The 14,738-nt window shown below is 60.9% G+C and carries 25 protein-coding genes and 1 pseudogene; 4 read left to right on the forward strand and 22 right to left on the reverse strand.

What is annotated here, in order from left to right:
* Positions 1–74: 74 nt before the first annotated feature.
* Positions 75–485: a CopG family ribbon-helix-helix protein gene (locus C2R22_RS22575; protein WP_103428123.1), complete on the reverse strand. Its 411-nt coding sequence runs from the start codon at positions 483–485 to the stop codon at positions 75–77.
* A gap of 101 nt (positions 486–586) precedes the next feature.
* Here C2R22_RS22575 and C2R22_RS22580 point away from each other — a divergent pair, with 101 nt between their 5' ends.
* Positions 587–1,414, forward strand: coding sequence for a hypothetical protein (locus C2R22_RS22580; protein ID WP_103428023.1), 828 nt, complete (start codon positions 587–589; stop codon positions 1,412–1,414).
* Positions 1,415–1,491: 77 nt separating this feature from the next.
* Here C2R22_RS22580 and C2R22_RS22585 read toward each other — a convergent pair whose 3' ends face one another.
* From C2R22_RS22585 to C2R22_RS22595, 4 genes and pseudogenes are all read right to left on the reverse strand, one after another.
* Positions 1,492–2,079: a methyltransferase family protein gene (locus C2R22_RS22585; protein ID WP_103428024.1), complete on the reverse strand. Its 588-nt coding sequence runs from the start codon at positions 2,077–2,079 to the stop codon at positions 1,492–1,494.
* A gap of 184 nt (positions 2,080–2,263) precedes the next feature.
* Positions 2,264–2,646: pseudogene (locus C2R22_RS26720) on the reverse strand (site-specific integrase); the annotation flags it as partial.
* A gap of 47 nt (positions 2,647–2,693) precedes the next feature.
* Complete coding sequence (locus tag C2R22_RS22590) at positions 2,694–3,278, reverse strand: hypothetical protein (protein ID WP_103428025.1); 585 nt, start codon at positions 3,276–3,278, stop codon at positions 2,694–2,696.
* A gap of 42 nt (positions 3,279–3,320) precedes the next feature.
* Entirely contained in the window at positions 3,321–3,554 is a 234-nt protein-coding gene (locus C2R22_RS22595; protein WP_103428026.1) for a hypothetical protein, read from the reverse strand.
* Between the two features lie 248 nt (positions 3,555–3,802).
* Between C2R22_RS22595 and C2R22_RS22600 the strand changes: the two genes are divergently transcribed.
* Together C2R22_RS22600 and C2R22_RS22605 are read left to right on the forward strand one after the other, a co-directional pair.
* Positions 3,803–4,339, forward strand: coding sequence for a DUF7437 domain-containing protein (locus tag C2R22_RS22600; protein ID WP_103428027.1), 537 nt, complete (start codon positions 3,803–3,805; stop codon positions 4,337–4,339).
* Entirely contained in the window at positions 4,336–4,869 is a 534-nt protein-coding gene (locus C2R22_RS22605; RefSeq protein ID WP_103428028.1) for a hypothetical protein, read from the forward strand. Before C2R22_RS22600 ends, C2R22_RS22605 begins: the two co-directional genes overlap by 4 nt.
* Before the next feature lie 18 nt (positions 4,870–4,887).
* On the opposite strand, the gene C2R22_RS22610 is transcribed toward C2R22_RS22605, so the two are convergent.
* From C2R22_RS22610 to C2R22_RS27100, 11 genes are all read right to left on the reverse strand, one after another.
* Entirely contained in the window at positions 4,888–5,946 is a 1,059-nt protein-coding gene (locus C2R22_RS22610) for a DUF6610 family protein (protein WP_245903112.1), read from the reverse strand.
* Positions 5,947–6,023: 77 nt separating this feature from the next.
* Complete coding sequence (locus C2R22_RS22615; protein ID WP_103428029.1) at positions 6,024–6,251, reverse strand: hypothetical protein; 228 nt, start codon at positions 6,249–6,251, stop codon at positions 6,024–6,026.
* 74 nt (positions 6,252–6,325) lie between these two features.
* On the reverse strand, positions 6,326–7,399 hold the full coding sequence (locus tag C2R22_RS22620) for an XF1762 family protein (protein WP_103428030.1): 1,074 nt from the start codon (positions 7,397–7,399) through the stop codon (positions 6,326–6,328).
* A 73-nt stretch (positions 7,400–7,472) separates the two neighbouring features.
* Entirely contained in the window at positions 7,473–7,769 is a 297-nt protein-coding gene (locus C2R22_RS22625) for a hypothetical protein (RefSeq protein WP_052368158.1), read from the reverse strand.
* On the reverse strand, positions 7,769–8,233 hold the full coding sequence (locus C2R22_RS22630) for a hypothetical protein (RefSeq protein WP_042666258.1): 465 nt from the start codon (positions 8,231–8,233) through the stop codon (positions 7,769–7,771). The genes C2R22_RS22625 and C2R22_RS22630 overlap by 1 nt, the downstream gene beginning before the upstream one ends.
* A gap of 172 nt (positions 8,234–8,405) precedes the next feature.
* On the reverse strand, positions 8,406–8,696 hold the full coding sequence (locus C2R22_RS22635) for a hypothetical protein (RefSeq protein ID WP_162562628.1): 291 nt from the start codon (positions 8,694–8,696) through the stop codon (positions 8,406–8,408).
* 89 nt (positions 8,697–8,785) lie between these two features.
* Positions 8,786–9,532 carry a hypothetical protein gene (locus tag C2R22_RS22640; RefSeq protein ID WP_103428032.1) on the reverse strand — a complete coding sequence of 249 codons (747 nt, stop codon included), beginning with the start codon at positions 9,530–9,532 and terminating at the stop codon, positions 8,786–8,788.
* 56 nt (positions 9,533–9,588) lie between these two features.
* Positions 9,589–10,059: a hypothetical protein gene (locus C2R22_RS22645; protein WP_052368159.1), complete on the reverse strand. Its 471-nt coding sequence runs from the start codon at positions 10,057–10,059 to the stop codon at positions 9,589–9,591.
* 146 nt (positions 10,060–10,205) lie between these two features.
* Positions 10,206–11,006 (reverse strand): hypothetical protein, encoded by an 801-nt coding sequence (locus C2R22_RS25405; RefSeq protein WP_162562629.1) that lies wholly within the window; start codon positions 11,004–11,006, stop codon positions 10,206–10,208.
* Positions 11,007–11,204: 198 nt separating this feature from the next.
* Complete coding sequence (locus C2R22_RS22655; RefSeq protein ID WP_103428034.1) at positions 11,205–11,564, reverse strand: hypothetical protein; 360 nt, start codon at positions 11,562–11,564, stop codon at positions 11,205–11,207.
* Between the two features lie 125 nt (positions 11,565–11,689).
* Positions 11,690–11,812 carry a hypothetical protein gene (locus tag C2R22_RS27100; RefSeq protein WP_281259310.1) on the reverse strand — a complete coding sequence of 41 codons (123 nt, stop codon included), beginning with the start codon at positions 11,810–11,812 and terminating at the stop codon, positions 11,690–11,692.
* Positions 11,813–11,821: 9 nt separating this feature from the next.
* Between C2R22_RS27100 and C2R22_RS22660 the strand changes: the two genes are divergently transcribed.
* Positions 11,822–12,094 (forward strand): hypothetical protein, encoded by a 273-nt coding sequence (locus tag C2R22_RS22660; RefSeq protein WP_162562630.1) that lies wholly within the window; start codon positions 11,822–11,824, stop codon positions 12,092–12,094.
* Positions 12,095–12,195: 101 nt separating this feature from the next.
* On the opposite strand, the gene C2R22_RS22665 is transcribed toward C2R22_RS22660, so the two are convergent.
* The 6 genes from C2R22_RS22665 to C2R22_RS22695 form a co-directional block, all read right to left on the reverse strand.
* Complete coding sequence (locus C2R22_RS22665) at positions 12,196–12,447, reverse strand: hypothetical protein (protein WP_103428036.1); 252 nt, start codon at positions 12,445–12,447, stop codon at positions 12,196–12,198.
* Entirely contained in the window at positions 12,444–12,629 is a 186-nt protein-coding gene (locus C2R22_RS22670) for a hypothetical protein (RefSeq protein WP_042666269.1), read from the reverse strand. Before C2R22_RS22670 ends, C2R22_RS22665 begins: the two co-directional genes overlap by 4 nt.
* Complete coding sequence (locus C2R22_RS22675) at positions 12,629–12,955, reverse strand: hypothetical protein (protein ID WP_103428037.1); 327 nt, start codon at positions 12,953–12,955, stop codon at positions 12,629–12,631. Before C2R22_RS22675 ends, C2R22_RS22670 begins: the two co-directional genes overlap by 1 nt.
* Before the next feature lie 613 nt (positions 12,956–13,568).
* On the reverse strand, positions 13,569–13,877 hold the full coding sequence (locus C2R22_RS22685; RefSeq protein WP_103428038.1) for a hypothetical protein: 309 nt from the start codon (positions 13,875–13,877) through the stop codon (positions 13,569–13,571).
* 2 nt (positions 13,878–13,879) lie between these two features.
* Positions 13,880–14,245, reverse strand: coding sequence for a hypothetical protein (locus tag C2R22_RS22690; protein WP_103428039.1), 366 nt, complete (start codon positions 14,243–14,245; stop codon positions 13,880–13,882).
* Between the two features lie 121 nt (positions 14,246–14,366).
* Complete coding sequence (locus C2R22_RS22695) at positions 14,367–14,732, reverse strand: zinc finger domain-containing protein (RefSeq protein ID WP_042666275.1); 366 nt, start codon at positions 14,730–14,732, stop codon at positions 14,367–14,369.
* Between the last annotated feature and the right edge of the window lie 6 nt (positions 14,733–14,738).

The raw sequence follows: 14,738 nt of genomic DNA on the forward strand, positions 1-14,738 counted from the left end.
GTACCGACCTCAGTCGAACGGCCATTACTGGCGGTACAGATGCATCGATATTAATGCTGTTCGGAGAAGCCGCTTCAATCCAGAGACTTCTCGGAGAGTTCCGGTTGGAGGAACATGACGTTCACGCGGCCGACCGCATCGAAATCCCGGAGTCGGTACACTAATTCCCGGATTCGTGCTGCTGAACCTTGACAGAAGATCGTCTCGAGACACCACTCCCCCTGGTGCATGTGTTGCGTTGTGCTGATGACATCCTCGAATTCGTGCTGGACGGTATGGAGCTGGCCGATGACGAGAGTGTGCTCGTAATCGAACGCCAGTGCCGCGACTGCGGGGCCTTCTAAGCCTTCGAGCTCCGTATGGCGCTCGATGTATTCGTGAATCGCCTCGCGGACGGCACGGGAGCGCGATTCTAATTCTTCCTCTTGCCACGTCGCATCGAACGACTCGAGAACCTCTTGAGGGATATTCAGACTCGTTCTCATACGGAAGCCATAGACGGCGCTCCTCAAGAGTATCATTATTACGCACACCCGGATCGGACCATAACAACCTGTATGAATCAGTCAGTACCCTTATCGAGTATATGGCGAACGGAGTTCTCGGACTCGCACTCGGGGCAAGTGCTCTCGGTCTCACTCACGGACTCGCCCCGGGCCACGGATGGGCGATCGCGGCGAGTTACGCGCTCGACAAGCCGAACAAATGGTTCTACGCGGCCGCATCGAGCCTCATTCTCGGTATCGGACATCTCATCAGTAGCATCGCGATGGTGCTCGTGTACTTCTGGGCACTCTCGTATTTCGGCCTCACCCAGATTCCCTGGATGAACTACGTCGCCGGGACGTTACTCATCGCCCTCGGGATCTGGCAATACTTCAATGGACACGACCATGCTGCCCCGGATCACGGTGACGACCACAGTGGCCATCACGACCACAATGATCACGCTCACGAGGGCCACGACCACGATCACACCCATCACAGTCACAACGATGCTCACGCCTCCGACCACCATCACGACCACGGCGACGAGAGCCAAGGATGGATTGCTCGAGTCCGGCGAATAGTTCCGTTCGTGGGCCACTCCGACCATTCACATTCCCACGATCACATCGATGAGACGGCAGATCGTGGGCTCTACGGAATGGCAGCTCTCGCGTTCGCCCTCGGGTTCACGCACAACGAGGAGTTCGATATCATCGCGATTTGCACCGGTTCGACCTATTGTCTCGAGCTGATGCTCCTCTACTCGCTGGCCGTCATCACGTCACTCGTCGGTGTGACGCTGGTACTCGTGGCTGGTTACCAGCGATACGAAGACCGCCTCGAAGACTACGCAGAATACCTGCCAGCGTTCACCGCCACAATTCTCATCGTTATGGGATTCGGGTTCATCCTGGGCATCTTCTAACCAGCTGAGAGCTTTCCCGGTATTGGGAGGCCAGATTTCTCACGTCGGGGATAGATCTCTCTCTACACTAACGGTCCCTACGAGCGAAGGAGATCTTTCAGCGACTCCAGGCTGAAGAATCGAGGCGTCTGTTCACAGTATTCGACATAGGTCTCGCCGTATTGGTCACGCAGCCATGGCTCTTCAGCGTACGGGAACAATACGTAGATGACGATGGTCAATATGCCGTGGATGGCGAGTTTCCACGAGTTCGTCGCGAGAATTGTGCCGACGACGAACGGGATGAATCCCACACTCTGCGGATTTCGGGTGTACTCATAAATGCCGTCAGTACGGAGCTCACCTTCTCGCCCGCTGCTCTCCATCCATCCGAGTTCGAAGAGCGCGGAAAGGGCAAATCCCATCCCAAGCGTTGCGATAACACCTCCAGCAAGCTTGCTTCGAAGACTATCGAACACGAACGGATCGCGGTCAAGTGTAGCCAGCACAGGGAACCCAGCAAACACGACCGAGAGTGCAGACCAATTGAACCACCACCTCCACGAATGCTCACCGATCGGCCACACGCGGTAGTCGGGACGGAGGGCACTCACGATATATCCGACGATTAAGCTGACATCCGCGATGACGGTCGCGAGGAGAGCGCGATCTGCACACGAGGACATAGTCAATTGTTTTGCAAAGAGTCAGATAAATCCCACCCAGATGATGAGAACAACGCAGTTCCCGGCAGCTCACTAGCGGGCTACGGCTCCCAACGGCATTAATCGACGATACGATCCACATCTTGGAGGGCCTCAGTCGCCACATCCCCGAGTTCCCCAGCCTCAATATGTGAGTACCGCTCGTGAACCCATCACGGCACTCCCCGATGTCATCCGGTTGTAGCCCTCGGTTAGCAGGCTCGTCTTACGTGTGTCGCAAGTGTCCGCTGATCGAACGTCGGGAACACTGGCCAATGGTTCACTGGTGAATCCATCAGTTTCGATAGCTCCGTAGTGTAAGATGACCGGGTCGGGGACACTGGCAGCGTCCCATTGCTGTTTCTTGCGGTAGATGTCCATACTCCTCTGTCGATGGAGAGGAGCTCCCAGCGGACACCGCTCCGGCGCGGGTTGTTCGGACCTCGGAAGAGTTTCCCCCCCACTGACAGCAGTGTACGCAAGAACGAACACAAGAGGCAGGTCAGGAGCCGTCTTCAACGAATCGAAGTGGGCTCGCAGCTTAGTGATATCGTGATCGGCCATCAGGAGGGGAGAATCGCGGTGGTCACGTCGAGTTAGTAGTGGACGTCGACAGGTGTGACGAACCACTCCTTGTCGTCATCGGTGTCGTCGATCGCGATGGTTTCGAGGAGATTGCGGTATTCCGAGGGGGTGCGAATGGCCGTTCCATACTCGTCGTACAGGTAGTACATCGGGCCGCTGAATTCCCCGACGCCGTACATCGCGTACCGGATATCGCCGGTGTACGTGTCGATGTAGTCGTCTTCGTCGGTTGCGAGCCCGAGTGGATTCCAGGGCTCGACACTGGCTTCGACGCTCGCACCTTCGAGGATTTCTTCATCGGAGAGTTGCTCGAAGCCGGCGCGGATGACGGCGAGTTTCCGTGAGAGTTCCTTCATCGTCGAGTGCCACGCCTCCTCGATGAGTCCGTTCCCGGTGTCGCTGTCTGCGGGGACGGAACCGACGTCTCGGAGTATTTGGGGGAGAGAGTCGCTCCATCGACCACCGTCGGTCATGAGCGTGCCGTAGTCGAATGTGGGATACAGTGGGGCGTCGTAGCCATCGAAGAGGCCACGAGCGATTCCGGTTGCGTCCTCGGCGCAGTGGGCCTGCGAGACGACGCGGATGAGCATGTGCATAGGGAGCTGGAAGTGGAATTGGGATTGGATTTGAGAGTCGGGTCAGGGCGAGATGAAGAACGCTTCATCGTCAGCGCCGATACCGAACAGTGCGCCGGGGCCGTTTCCTTCGGGGTCCATCGACGGATAGAGGATGGCCCCGGAATCGAGTTCGATGACGGGCGGAGAGTTCCCGCGACGAGCAGTCCAGCCTACGCGTTCGAGTTCTGTATCGCTCATCTTGCGGATGGCGACGATTCGCTGTCCTTCGATCTGGTCGTCTGTGTTGGGTTCCATTTGGGGATGGCCTCCGCTACGCGGGGCCGGAAAAATGAGCCCAAATTAGGCGTCGCCGTCGGGGAGATGCACAGTATCGTGGCGGGAGCGGTTGTCTCTCTTGAGATACGGGTGTCGACCGTGAACGGGGTCGATGTGCTGTTCCACAGTATCGCGTAGGGGTCGTCAGAACCGAGTTCAGTCCGACAGCGGTTTGTGGCATGGTTGCCGGAACCCTTATCACGAATTATCCATAATTCACAATTGAGATGGCGCACTCTCCCTCCCGATCGGGCCGACCGCCTATTCAGCAGTTGCAGACGGTCGCTGACCTTCTCGACACCCCAGCTCTCGCCCGGCTGTATGCCCACATCTTACAACATGGCCCAGTTACCGTGTCTGAGATCGTCGACACGATCGACATCCCCCAAGGGACTGCTTACGATTACGTCCAGAACCTCGAAACCGCTGGTCTAGTGGAGAAATCCCGCGAGCAACGTCCCTATGAATACGACGCGGAGGCGATTGCACTCACACTCTCGACGGACGGCGAAACCCAGACGATTACCCCTGCCCTTATCGCAGCTGTTGCCCGCCGCGATGAGGACGAGGACATCGATGTCTACATCGAGCGACATGGTCTTGACGGCCTCGCTGCCGCCCTTGAGTACGCCTACGAGTACATAAACGGTACAGTCAATCATCGAATCGCGGCTCGGGAACTTGACCTCTCACCGCTCGAGGCCGAAATCATCCTACAGGCGCTGGAACCAGTCGCCGCTGAATATGCCGACGCGGCTGCATGACGACGGTTTATCTCGCTGATACCGGTGTGTTCGTCCGATGTGGTGGCCCGGATAACGACAAATTCCAACGGCTTCGCCGAGCCGTTCGACAGGCAGGTATCTCGCTCCGTATTCCACAGCGGGTTTACGAGGAACTCGGCGGCGATCCCGCGGCGAACGAATACCCGTCAGGGAGCATTCCGTATCCAAAGGGATTCGAAGAGGGATGGATCGTTGTCGCCGATGATCTCGACTACACCAACCCACTTGTCTCGACTGTGATGGATGAGGCCCGCCGCTTCATCGCGAACGAAACCGACCGCGAGGAAGACCTCATCGAGAAAGCGGATACGGCGCTTGTTGGCCTTGCTGCCCAGATACTTGACGCTGGAGAGGCAGATCATATTGTTCTCTTGACGACCGACAAACCAGCAGGCAAGGCGGCCGAGGCGATAATCCCTCGACACGGCTTCAGCGATTGTATCGAATTTCGGTATGTCAGTGTCGAGTACCTCGAAACGCTCACTGCGGGCGAATTCCGTACGCATTAATCCTCGCGATGGGATTAGCTACACTTGCTCTTCGACGACGCTGTCCCACAGTCCCTCATAGTACTCGACATGGTCGCGCTCGGTTTGCGAGCGATATGCGAGAGTTCGACCGTCGTCGTAGGAGACGACGATGGCCTGCTCAAGTGGGGAGGTCTCGTCGTCCTCGTAGTCGACGCGTGTCTCCCACTCGTCCGGGCCGGGGAGCGCGTCGGGTTCGTAGATGTCACCGCCCGTCGCCGCCCACACGGGGTCGTCTGGTTCTCTGACGGCGGGTCCGTAGCGGTCGCGGAGCGTGGGCGTCGTGGGCCACACGCCCCGGTCTGTCCAGTAGGCTCGCATCTCTCGGAGGCTTCGTCGGACGGTGCTGCGAATGGAGAGTTGGTCGGCGCGTTGCCACCCGTCTCGCGACCAGGACTCCCCGTTGTAGGCGACTTTGTGCGGGCCGTTCCAATCGAGCCCGACGATATCAGCGGGTGGATCGCTGGTGAGCGTCGGCTGGGTGAGTTGCTGGATGACGTTCCACTGCTTGGGTGGACTTGCGCCGAGGAGATGCACACGCTGGCCGCGCCAGTCAGCGTAATCGGAGAACTCGTTCGCGAGGATATCCGAGTAGCCCATCGAGTAGCCGAGGACAAGCGGGGTTCCTGGGACCTCGGCCTCCCCGATGATGGCGATTGCTTCGTAGCACTTCGGGACGACGATGAGCGTCGCGTCTGGGAAGTCGGCTTTGAGCTCGCGGGCGGCGTCGACGTAGCGATGAGCGGCGTCGGGCGTTGGTGCGTCGCCGATGACGCCGATTTTGGGTTCGTGGGTCCGGAAGGTTTCGAGATACCGCTTGAGGTCGGGGTTTTTGAAGTCGTTGTCGAGCATCCCGAGTGGGATGTCGACGTTGCGGAGGTGGTCGGTCTGGAGGCGACAGTCCTCGCGGATGCCGGTGACGAAGCCGAGTTCATGGGCGTCGGTCGCGAAGGGATGTCGCGAGAGGAAGGCGACGTACTCAGCACGTCGAGCAGTCTCGATATCTTGGACGTGTATCGACGAGTCGGGGCTCGTGTGCTGTGGTTGGGCGTGTGCCATATCTCGAATCTGCGGTGAGAAGGTGGTGATCGGCTAGCGGCGCACGGCGCCGCCGCGAACAAACGTGCTCCTGGTGGTCACGCCGACGAAGACGTTGTCGGTGACGCGATTTCGATTGGCTTGGCCGAGTCTGCCCCGGCCTCGACGGGCGTGGTGAGGCCGTTGAAGGCGTTGATTGCGATGGGATTCTCGAGGCGGGTTTCGACGGTGGCGTATCCGTGGAGGGATGCCCACTCGACAGCGTCGGCGATGAGCGCACGCAGTGTGTTCACGGGGTAGGCGAGCAGCGACGTTTGTACGGCCACAGATGCCAGCGTGACGGCCGCCGACTTGTTGCGAGGGTTCGGCTCTCCGGAGTGATCACGGACGGCGAGCGCGGCTACCAGGGCGTCCTCGGGGTTCGATACCCAAAGCAGGCGACGAGTGGGGCAGGGGTGGTGTCCCCAATGGTCTCGTCCACGCCGAGGCTATATTTCTCGAAGAGCACCTGCGCGCCCAGTGAGAGACTGCCTCCTCGACGGCCGAGCGTGTCTTCTCGGGTTTGGATCAGGTCGCCCTGTGGGATATCCTGCAGTGAGGTATCCCCACCACCGTGTGCTGTGCCCCGGTCGGTAAGGTGGGATTGTTCGGCGTCGACACGACCGGCGGGCCGCCGGGCTTCGAGTGAGTGTTTGGAGAGGCAACATCTGTAGCGACGTCTCCGGTAGGTTCCTCCACCGACGCGCCCGCTTCGAGAGTGCCACTCGCGCAGGTCTGCGGTGGTGGTATTGAGGTGAGTGAATCCGGCGGCTCGGTACATCGTCCCCTCGTTATCGTTTTGGACGCCTGCGTAGGTGAGGAGCCGGTCGTAGCCTTCGAGCGTGGCCCACCGGCAACACCGCGAGAGGAGCCACGACCCGGTGTTCGCGGGCCGGTCGGGATGGGCGGCAAAGCGGTACAGTTCGAGGGTCTGTCCATCGGCGTTGTGTCGTCCACTGGGACGGCCGAGGACGGCCATCGCAACGTCTCGCCCCTCGTAGACTGCGGTGAGCGCGACTCGGAACGGCTTGGTGACGGGGTCGTGCTGGTATTGGACGGTCGGATGTTTAAGGAAGCCGTTGACCCGTTCGCGAGCCCCGCGTCCACGTTCGGCGCGGAGTTCGAGGTGGTTGGTAGTGGGTGCTCCGCCGGGCGCGGCGAGTCGGGGGTCGCAATCGCGATAGGTCCGATGGGCGTGATAGGAAGCCAAGGAGTCGAAGCCGGTCGCGACGATGACGACTTCACCGGAGTCGACCATCGTGTCAATCTCGCCGACGTCGGCAGTGGTGAGAGCAGAGGGATGCCCAAGACAGAGTGGGCCTCCTGGTGGGACGTACCACTCGATAATCGGAGTGGCGTCGTCGCCGACGTAGCGACCGACGGCATCGAGGTAGGGAAAGGCGACGATATCGCCGGGGCGAAGCGGTCGTATCACTCTGGACTCGGGGTGAGGGAGATGCACAGTTTCAGGTCGGGTGGTGAGGTGTGTTGTTCGCGGGCCGGGGGCGTCAGGCGCTCGCCCAGCCGAAGAAGAGGTACGTATTGTCGCCGAGGTGGATACACCCGGCGGGTCCCCATTTGCTGTCGATACGCGGGTCCTGGTCACGGATGAGCTGGCTGGCGTATTCGCCGGGGTCGGTATCTCCGACTTCATCCGGGGGTATCTCGGTGAACGACGTCTTCTCGGCTATCGTGCCGGTGTAGCCGGCGTGTCCGTGGCGGTATTGCGCGTCCTCGACAGCGTTCTGGAAGGCACTTTTTGCGTCTTCTCCGCTCGAACGGGTGTAGAACGTGTGTGCTCCCATTAATGGGCCTCCTCGGTATCTTCGGGAGTGGAGCCGACGAAGAGTCCGGCGGCGTCGTCGGGCGGCCAGTTGTCGCGGCGTGCTTCGCTGGTGGCCCAGAGTGCGAATTCGATGTCGGAGACGCGTTCGCTCCCGGCCACGTGATGTTCGTGGCTACGGCCTATCGTTTCGAGATCACGGCTGAGGTGGAACCAGGCGTATTCGGTGACGACTCGTTCGGGGTTGTTGAGGACCGCTGGCGGGACGGCGAACGCTTCGTGGTCCCAGAAGGCCCACATTTCGTCGCCGGAGCGTATCTCGTGGTCACCCGTTGACTGGTCGGTGAGTCTGATTTCGTCGGCGGCTTCATCGACGCGGATGACGCGGACGATGTGGCCCCCGCCTCTGGTGACGAAGACCATTCCCGGATGGAGTTGCGCGTAAATGGGTTCCTCGTCGTCGAAGACGTGGCTGGGGCGGGTCATCAGTGGAACTCCACGTTGTGGCTTCCACACTCGTCACACCAGCAAGCTCGCGTCTCAAGTTGTTGGTGCTCTACGCTGTCCAAGTAGCCTTCCCCGTCGTAGATTCGGGTTTCGGTTCCTTCGACTTCTTGGTTGAATGCGACTGACTGCCCGCAGTCGAGACACTCAGGCATCATCGCTCCCCCGTGGTGGCGACGCGGTCCGCAAGCACAAGGTCGTCGTAGGTGCGGTCTTCGCCACACTCGACGCAGAAGACGCCGTTCTCGCCGATGTCTGACCCCGTGACGGGGCCGTCTTTGCTGGCCTCGACGTCCACGTGGCCGTTCTCGAAGCGATGCACACCGCCGAATTGGACCTGGTGGATGATCCAGGAGAAGCGCTCCCCGCCGCACTCGGGGCAGGCGAGGAAGCCACGTTCGTGTTCGTTTGTGTTCATATTTCCGATGCTGTCGCTGTGTGTCATCTCGTGGTTGTCCTCCACCGGCTACGGGGAGCCACAAACAGGCGGTGACTTCGCGGCCGGAGACGGGCAACGTGGATTCGCAGACGGCTTCAGGACGCCACGATTGGCGTGATCGTGTAGGCTAAGCCGGGCACAATCCAGAGTTCTGGTTTTGTGCTCCCGTATTCGGGTGGCGTGTACTCCTCTGGACTGTCGGGGACGTGATACCCATCGAGGAGGTCGACAAAGTCGCTGGCCGTAGTGACTGGTGCGCCAGCTTCGTCGTAGAGATAGAACCACGGTGCGGCTGGGCGGTCCTCGAGTGGGTCGTCGAGCCAGTCCGTCCGTCTCCGCGCTTTATTCAACAGGCGAAGGCCGTCTTCGCTGGCCACAGGCAGGGCATCGGGGAGCGCGCCCCATCCGACGGTGAACGGTCGGATGTCGGACTCTGGGGCTTCGTGGATGAGGATGAACGTCCGGCCGTCGAATCCGGTCGGGAGATCGGGGGTCTCGCGGTCGTGGAACGCGTGAGTGGCCTTGATGATGGCCTCATAGCGCGAGCAGGCGGGGACGACGGCGAACGCAATGTCGTCGACGGTGGGTTCGTAGCCGACGGCAATCTCGTCGAAAACGGGCGCGTAGGCGTCGGGGTGGGCGTTGGCTTCCGCGAGTTCGCGTTCGCAGTCTGCACAGAGGTCGTCGCCTGCGGTTATGGGCCGGTCGCACTCGCTACATTCAATCTCGGTGTTATTCGGGTCCGAGTCGGCATCGGGAGTTCCGGGCCCGTAGTGTTCGTTCTCGTAGTAGGTGTCGCCGAAATCCTCGGGGCTGTAGTAGTCGCGGTCGTCGGTGGTCATAGGAGGGTGTATCTCACCCTCTATACACCGCTGTCGTACTTAATCCAGATTGGCGGTCAGGCTTCGTCGTCCGGGGAGTCCCCGTGTCCGTGTTGTCGGCGCTGCCGGACCTCGAACAGGAAGCGGGCGTTGGCTTGCTCACCGTTGAGAGTTCGCTGGTCGAGTGCGGTATCGGCGAACAGCGTCCCCTGCTGACCGGGGGCGGCCTCGAGGGGGTCGGTGGTGGCTCGTCTCGAGCGGATGGCCGATAGCGGCCGGTCGTCGATAAACTCGTCGCTCCCGCCGGTCTCGATTCGCGAGGTTCGCTGGCGGGTATCGACGTCGACGCCGTGATGGAAGAGTGTGGTCTCGAACGGTTCATCGTCGAACGCGAGCAGTCCGTGTTCGTCGACGGTCTTGGTCTTCGTATCGACCGTGTAGTCGGTATCACCGTCGCTGTCAGCGTCGGCGCCGATGACGAAGACGGATTGGTGATGGACGGTGAACGAGCGGTTCTTCGGGCAGGCACTGGCTGTATCGGAGCTCATGGTATCGGTCGAGTTCGTGGGTGGTGGTCGTCTCACCGGGGCGAGACAGAACGGGAGGGGAGTGCCGTCGGTGACTGACCCCTCGCTTTCGACGGGGGACACAAACAGGGTGCGAGGGGTAACCGCGCCCCTCGAGGCGTGGTCGGCTATATGTGGAAGTGCCAGTTTGCGACGGAACGCCACGGACCGCCCCAGTCGCCACCTGATTCTTCGAGTTTGTAGGCGTGGACGCCGCTGAGGAAGGTAACGATGAGGTGGTCGGCGTCCATGCTCGGATCGAGTTTCCCGGTGATGGTGATGGGCCCGTATCGTGCGCCGAGACGTCCGGGGTGTTCAGGCGTACAGGTGGCCTCGTCGATGGTGTACGCGAGGGCGATGATGGCTTCGCCGTCGACCACATCGAGATAGTTGATGCCGTAGTAGCCGCAGGCGTGGGTGTAGTGTAGCGCACCCGTGATAGTGAACGTCCCGTTGGATTCGATGACGGGCTCGTCGAGGTAGTCAAGATTGAGGCGCGCGAGTAGCGGACTGTTTTTCCGGTTGTCGTGGGGGGTATTCGTGATGGTGACGTCTTGGAGGCCGTGATTCGCGGCGGTTAGGGGCCCCACCCAGGCGCGGTAGTCGGGCTTTTGCCACTGCTCGGAGCCACCGCGTCCCTCTTCTGGTTCGACATCGGCGGGAAGGACGCGGGGGCCGACAAGCGACGTCGGTGCCTCGGGCGTCGACGTCTGGTCGGCGTCGGGTGTCGATGGTCCACCGGGGTCGTGGTAATCGTCTCCGTCACTGCCTCCCGCCCCCGGGACAGTGCTTGGCGTGGGAGTTGCGGTTCCGGGGGTGGTCCTCGGTTGGTCTGCGGCGACGGGTTCTGCGCCGAGGAGTCCGAGACAGCCGGAAAGACTGCTTGCTGCGAGGAGGCCAACCCCGGCGAGGGCGCTTCGGCGGGTCAAGTTCCTTCTCAGCGTTCGAGGTCGCTGGTGATCTCCAGCCGGAGCTGTATCTACATCGCTTGTCGATGCGGTCGCTGGCGTCCTGGTGTGGTCGGTCGGTGGTTCGTTGCTGGTGGTGGTCGGGTCAGTCATGGAAGGGAATTCTTTTGATTTATTGATGCTGAGGCACGGCGTCGGGTCCTGGCAGGCAAATACTGGTTAGATCGCTCCGGTGCTGTCCTCGGTGTTCTCTTGGCCGGATTGGTCTGCCCGCTCGCTTCGGTTGGCGCGGAGCTCTCGTTCTTCACATTCTGAGAGGGCCTCCTCAGGAACGCTGAGGTATTTGAGCGCCCACTCCTCGATTTCTGGGAGCGTCATCGGATGGGGGAGTTCATGATGCCCGACGGGGCGTGCTAGAAAGGTTCCGTCAGCGTCACGGAGGTCTTCGTTGAAGTACCCGAGAAAGTACCTCTCGAGCCCCTTCACACCCGGGCCATCCATGATCGTAATCATATCAAATGAGTCGAGAGACACCTCAGATTCCAAGCTGAGTGTCGGGTACGTGGAGGGGATATTCACACCTATGTTAGGCATAGTTCAAACATAACTTCGCGCAGTCCACATTTCCACATTGAATGTGGTGGTTGTGGCGACTTCACTAGGTCAATCGGTGGCGTAGTGGGTTGTCTGGTGTCTCGGTCTCGTCAGGCGGGGACGTGTGCGAGGAGTTCTTCGACGGCGCTGACGGTGTCGTCTTCGCCGGCGTCTTGGAGGGCGTCGATGGCCTCTCCGAGGTGCCAGCGGGCATCGGTTCGGGTACTGTGCATCCCCCGGCCATGCGCCTCGCCGGAGAATTCAGCGGCGACGGCGGCCTCGAGGTGATGCCAAAGGATGCCGGCGCGGAAGGTTTCGACGAGCGTGGTGGCACAGTCGGGGAACTGGGCAGGTTCTTGGATATCCCGAAGGCCGTATTCTGCGCTGAGTACCTGAAGCGTGTGGGCAATTGCGACGAGGTCCTCACCGAAGGGATCGCGGTCGGTGTGGAGGAGGTCGTCGATAGCGTCGGCTCGGGCCTCGAACAGTTGATCGCTGTCGGCGGCTCCGAGTGAGGTTCCCTGCTCATCGAGTCCGTCGAGAGTGTCGTCGACGAGGCTATGAACGATGTTACGGGGGTTCAGTTCGCGAGAGGGCGGTCACGTCATTGGGTGAGTCATGGCGAATCACTCCGGAGTACCTCGAGGGCGGCCAGGACGCCGTTGCGTTCGGCGAACTCGAAACAGGAAGCGTGTGCTTCTCCACTACCGACGGTTGCAACAAGTGCGTGCGCGGTCTCGAGCATCGTGGAGGATGCTCCGGGTGCGGGCTCGTCGAATGCGTCCCAGGAGAGCGTCTCCCGCTCATCGGCAAGCTCACCACAAAGGGCACACGTGACGGAGTGGACGTCGATCCAGCGGTCAGTCATGCGTCTGGATCCGTGGACGCGGGGTCGGTCGTGTCGGCGTCGTCTTCGATATCGACCACGATGGCATCGTAGGCGACGTAGGGGTCTGTCCCGAGCCGCTCGAGGAGGACTCGTTCGGCGGCTGCTTCCGTCGGCGCGTCGACCCGGAACAAGTCGTCGATGGCGAGGATGTACGTCGGCATTAGTAGCCACCCGCATTTGAGTGAGCGACCGGCTCATTCCCGTACGTGACGGGGATGAATTCGATGGATTCGAGCGCTTCCCAGTCTTCGAGACGTTCATCGGGGTTGCTGTCGAGCCCGAGGTCAGTCGCGGTCTCGAAGGTGAGGCCGATACCGAGCGTGGTCGGATTGGACTCGGTGCCCTCTGCACTCTCGACGTCGCCGTACACGTCGACGCGCCAGATATGGGCGTCGGGGATGACGGTGAGGAGTTCTGTCGTTGCGTCTGCGATTGCGAGGTCGCAGCCGACCACGCATGTCGTGAGGATTGCTTCGTAGTCGTTCATGGGCTAGTGGCGGCTTGGGCCGCTCTACCGCTCGCGGAGGAGACAAACCGAGGCGTCGATTCACTCCTACGCAACAACTGGAGTGTAAGCGAATCAACTCTGTTGCGTAGGAAGCCGACTGGGGAGGGATACAGTCTACCGCACACACCCCTATTTCGAGTTGTAACTAGCTCCTGACCCCCCTTTTTCGTGTTGTAACACACCCCTATTTCGAGTTGTAAATGTACTGTATATGTGCGCCAGAGGGTTTGTTACTTGGATTCGGTGTTTTCGGCGTCGTGTTTGCGACGTCGATGCTCGCGATAGACTTGGCAGAAGCGTCGGCGTTGACTCCGAAGATTCGATTGGGCGGTGCGGGCCCGGCGTGCGCGGTCGAACGCGAACGGATCGCGATACTGTACGTGCGTCGGGATTGAGACGCGGACGAGGTCGCCCCCGGTTGGGACGCCGAGTTCGCGAAGATAGCGCCTCAGAATCGCTTCGCTGGAGTCGATTTGCGAACGGAGCGAGCGCAGTGTTCGTTCGTGGCCGCTCGGGTTCCCATCGTGGGCGTCGTAGTCGATATCGTCGAAGTCAATGTCTTCCCAGCAGAGGGTGTCGTGGGGCGGCACAGTTACCGTGGTGTGTGCTCGTTTCCGGTCTCGGTCTCGACCTCGATCTCATCGACGAGTTCGTCGACAGTCACGTAGAAGGGGCCTGACCAGTTCCGTGCGATATCGGGGGCGTCGTCGACGCGAGCGAGTTTGTCCGAGCCGTCCGTATCGTCGGCGACGAGTTCACCGTCGGGAGTGAGCGCGTGCTCGATGGGTACAAGATATGTTTCGGTGTCGTCGCTGGTGACGGCCCGGCCGTGGTGCCAAATTTGCGGGTGGAACGTGACGCGAACGTGCGTGGCGTCCGGGTGGTCCTCGAGGACACCCATCGTCAGGCTCCGGCCTCGGCGGTATCAGTGGTCGCGTCGGCCGACGGACGGGGAACGGTTGCGCCGACGCCCGGTGGGTCCGGGTCACGGTCCTGGTCGTGGAACGTGTCGTCTCGAGCGTTCATCGAGGCCTGTTCTATCTCGTCGTTGGCATCGGTGTCGGCGCTGTCGTCTCTGTCATCGTGTTCGTAGTCGTGGTAGTCGCCGGCGACGTAGAGTGCGATACGGCCGGAGATCGTGCCGTCGGCGTGGGCGGTGAACAGGACGTGTTCCGTGTCGTATCCGAAGTGGTTGACGGCGAGTTCGTGGAGCTGTTCGGCTTCGTAGCGGACACGCTCGGGCGAGTCCGTCTCGATATCGAAGGTCATGTTTCGAGTCCCTCACCGACTCGGGGGCGACAAACGGAGGCGGGATTGCGTGTCCTACGCAACAAAGTGAAGTCATCCGACGGCCCAATCGTTGCGTAGGACGAGCCGAACTGTCTGCCGGTCACAGTTCCTCGAACGTGAGCTGGCTGGTCGAGTCTGCGGTCTTGTCTTCACGTTCGTTCTCACTCTCAGTCTCACACCCGGCTTCGAGCGTGGTGTTGCTGCTCTTTGAGCCCCGGGTAGCTCCTCTGCTGGGCATTTGCGCAAGCGACTCGGCGCAGATTCCCAGCGGGCAGTCGCCGTAGTGTCCGTCAGCGACGGCGAGCCGGTCGCGAGCGGCGTGTGGGTGGACGAAGTTCCCGCCGTGTCCGGAGGGGCGCTTGCACTTCGTCCCGATGTCGGCTCCACACGTGGGACACCGGATTTCGAGGACGGGATCGCGAGGCCAGGTTCGGTCGCACTTCTTCCGATTGCAGGAGACGGTCATCGGGGT

The sequence above is a fragment of the Salinigranum rubrum genome, from assembly GCF_002906575.1.
Lineage (GTDB): Archaea > Halobacteriota > Halobacteria > Halobacteriales > Haloferacaceae > Salinigranum > Salinigranum rubrum.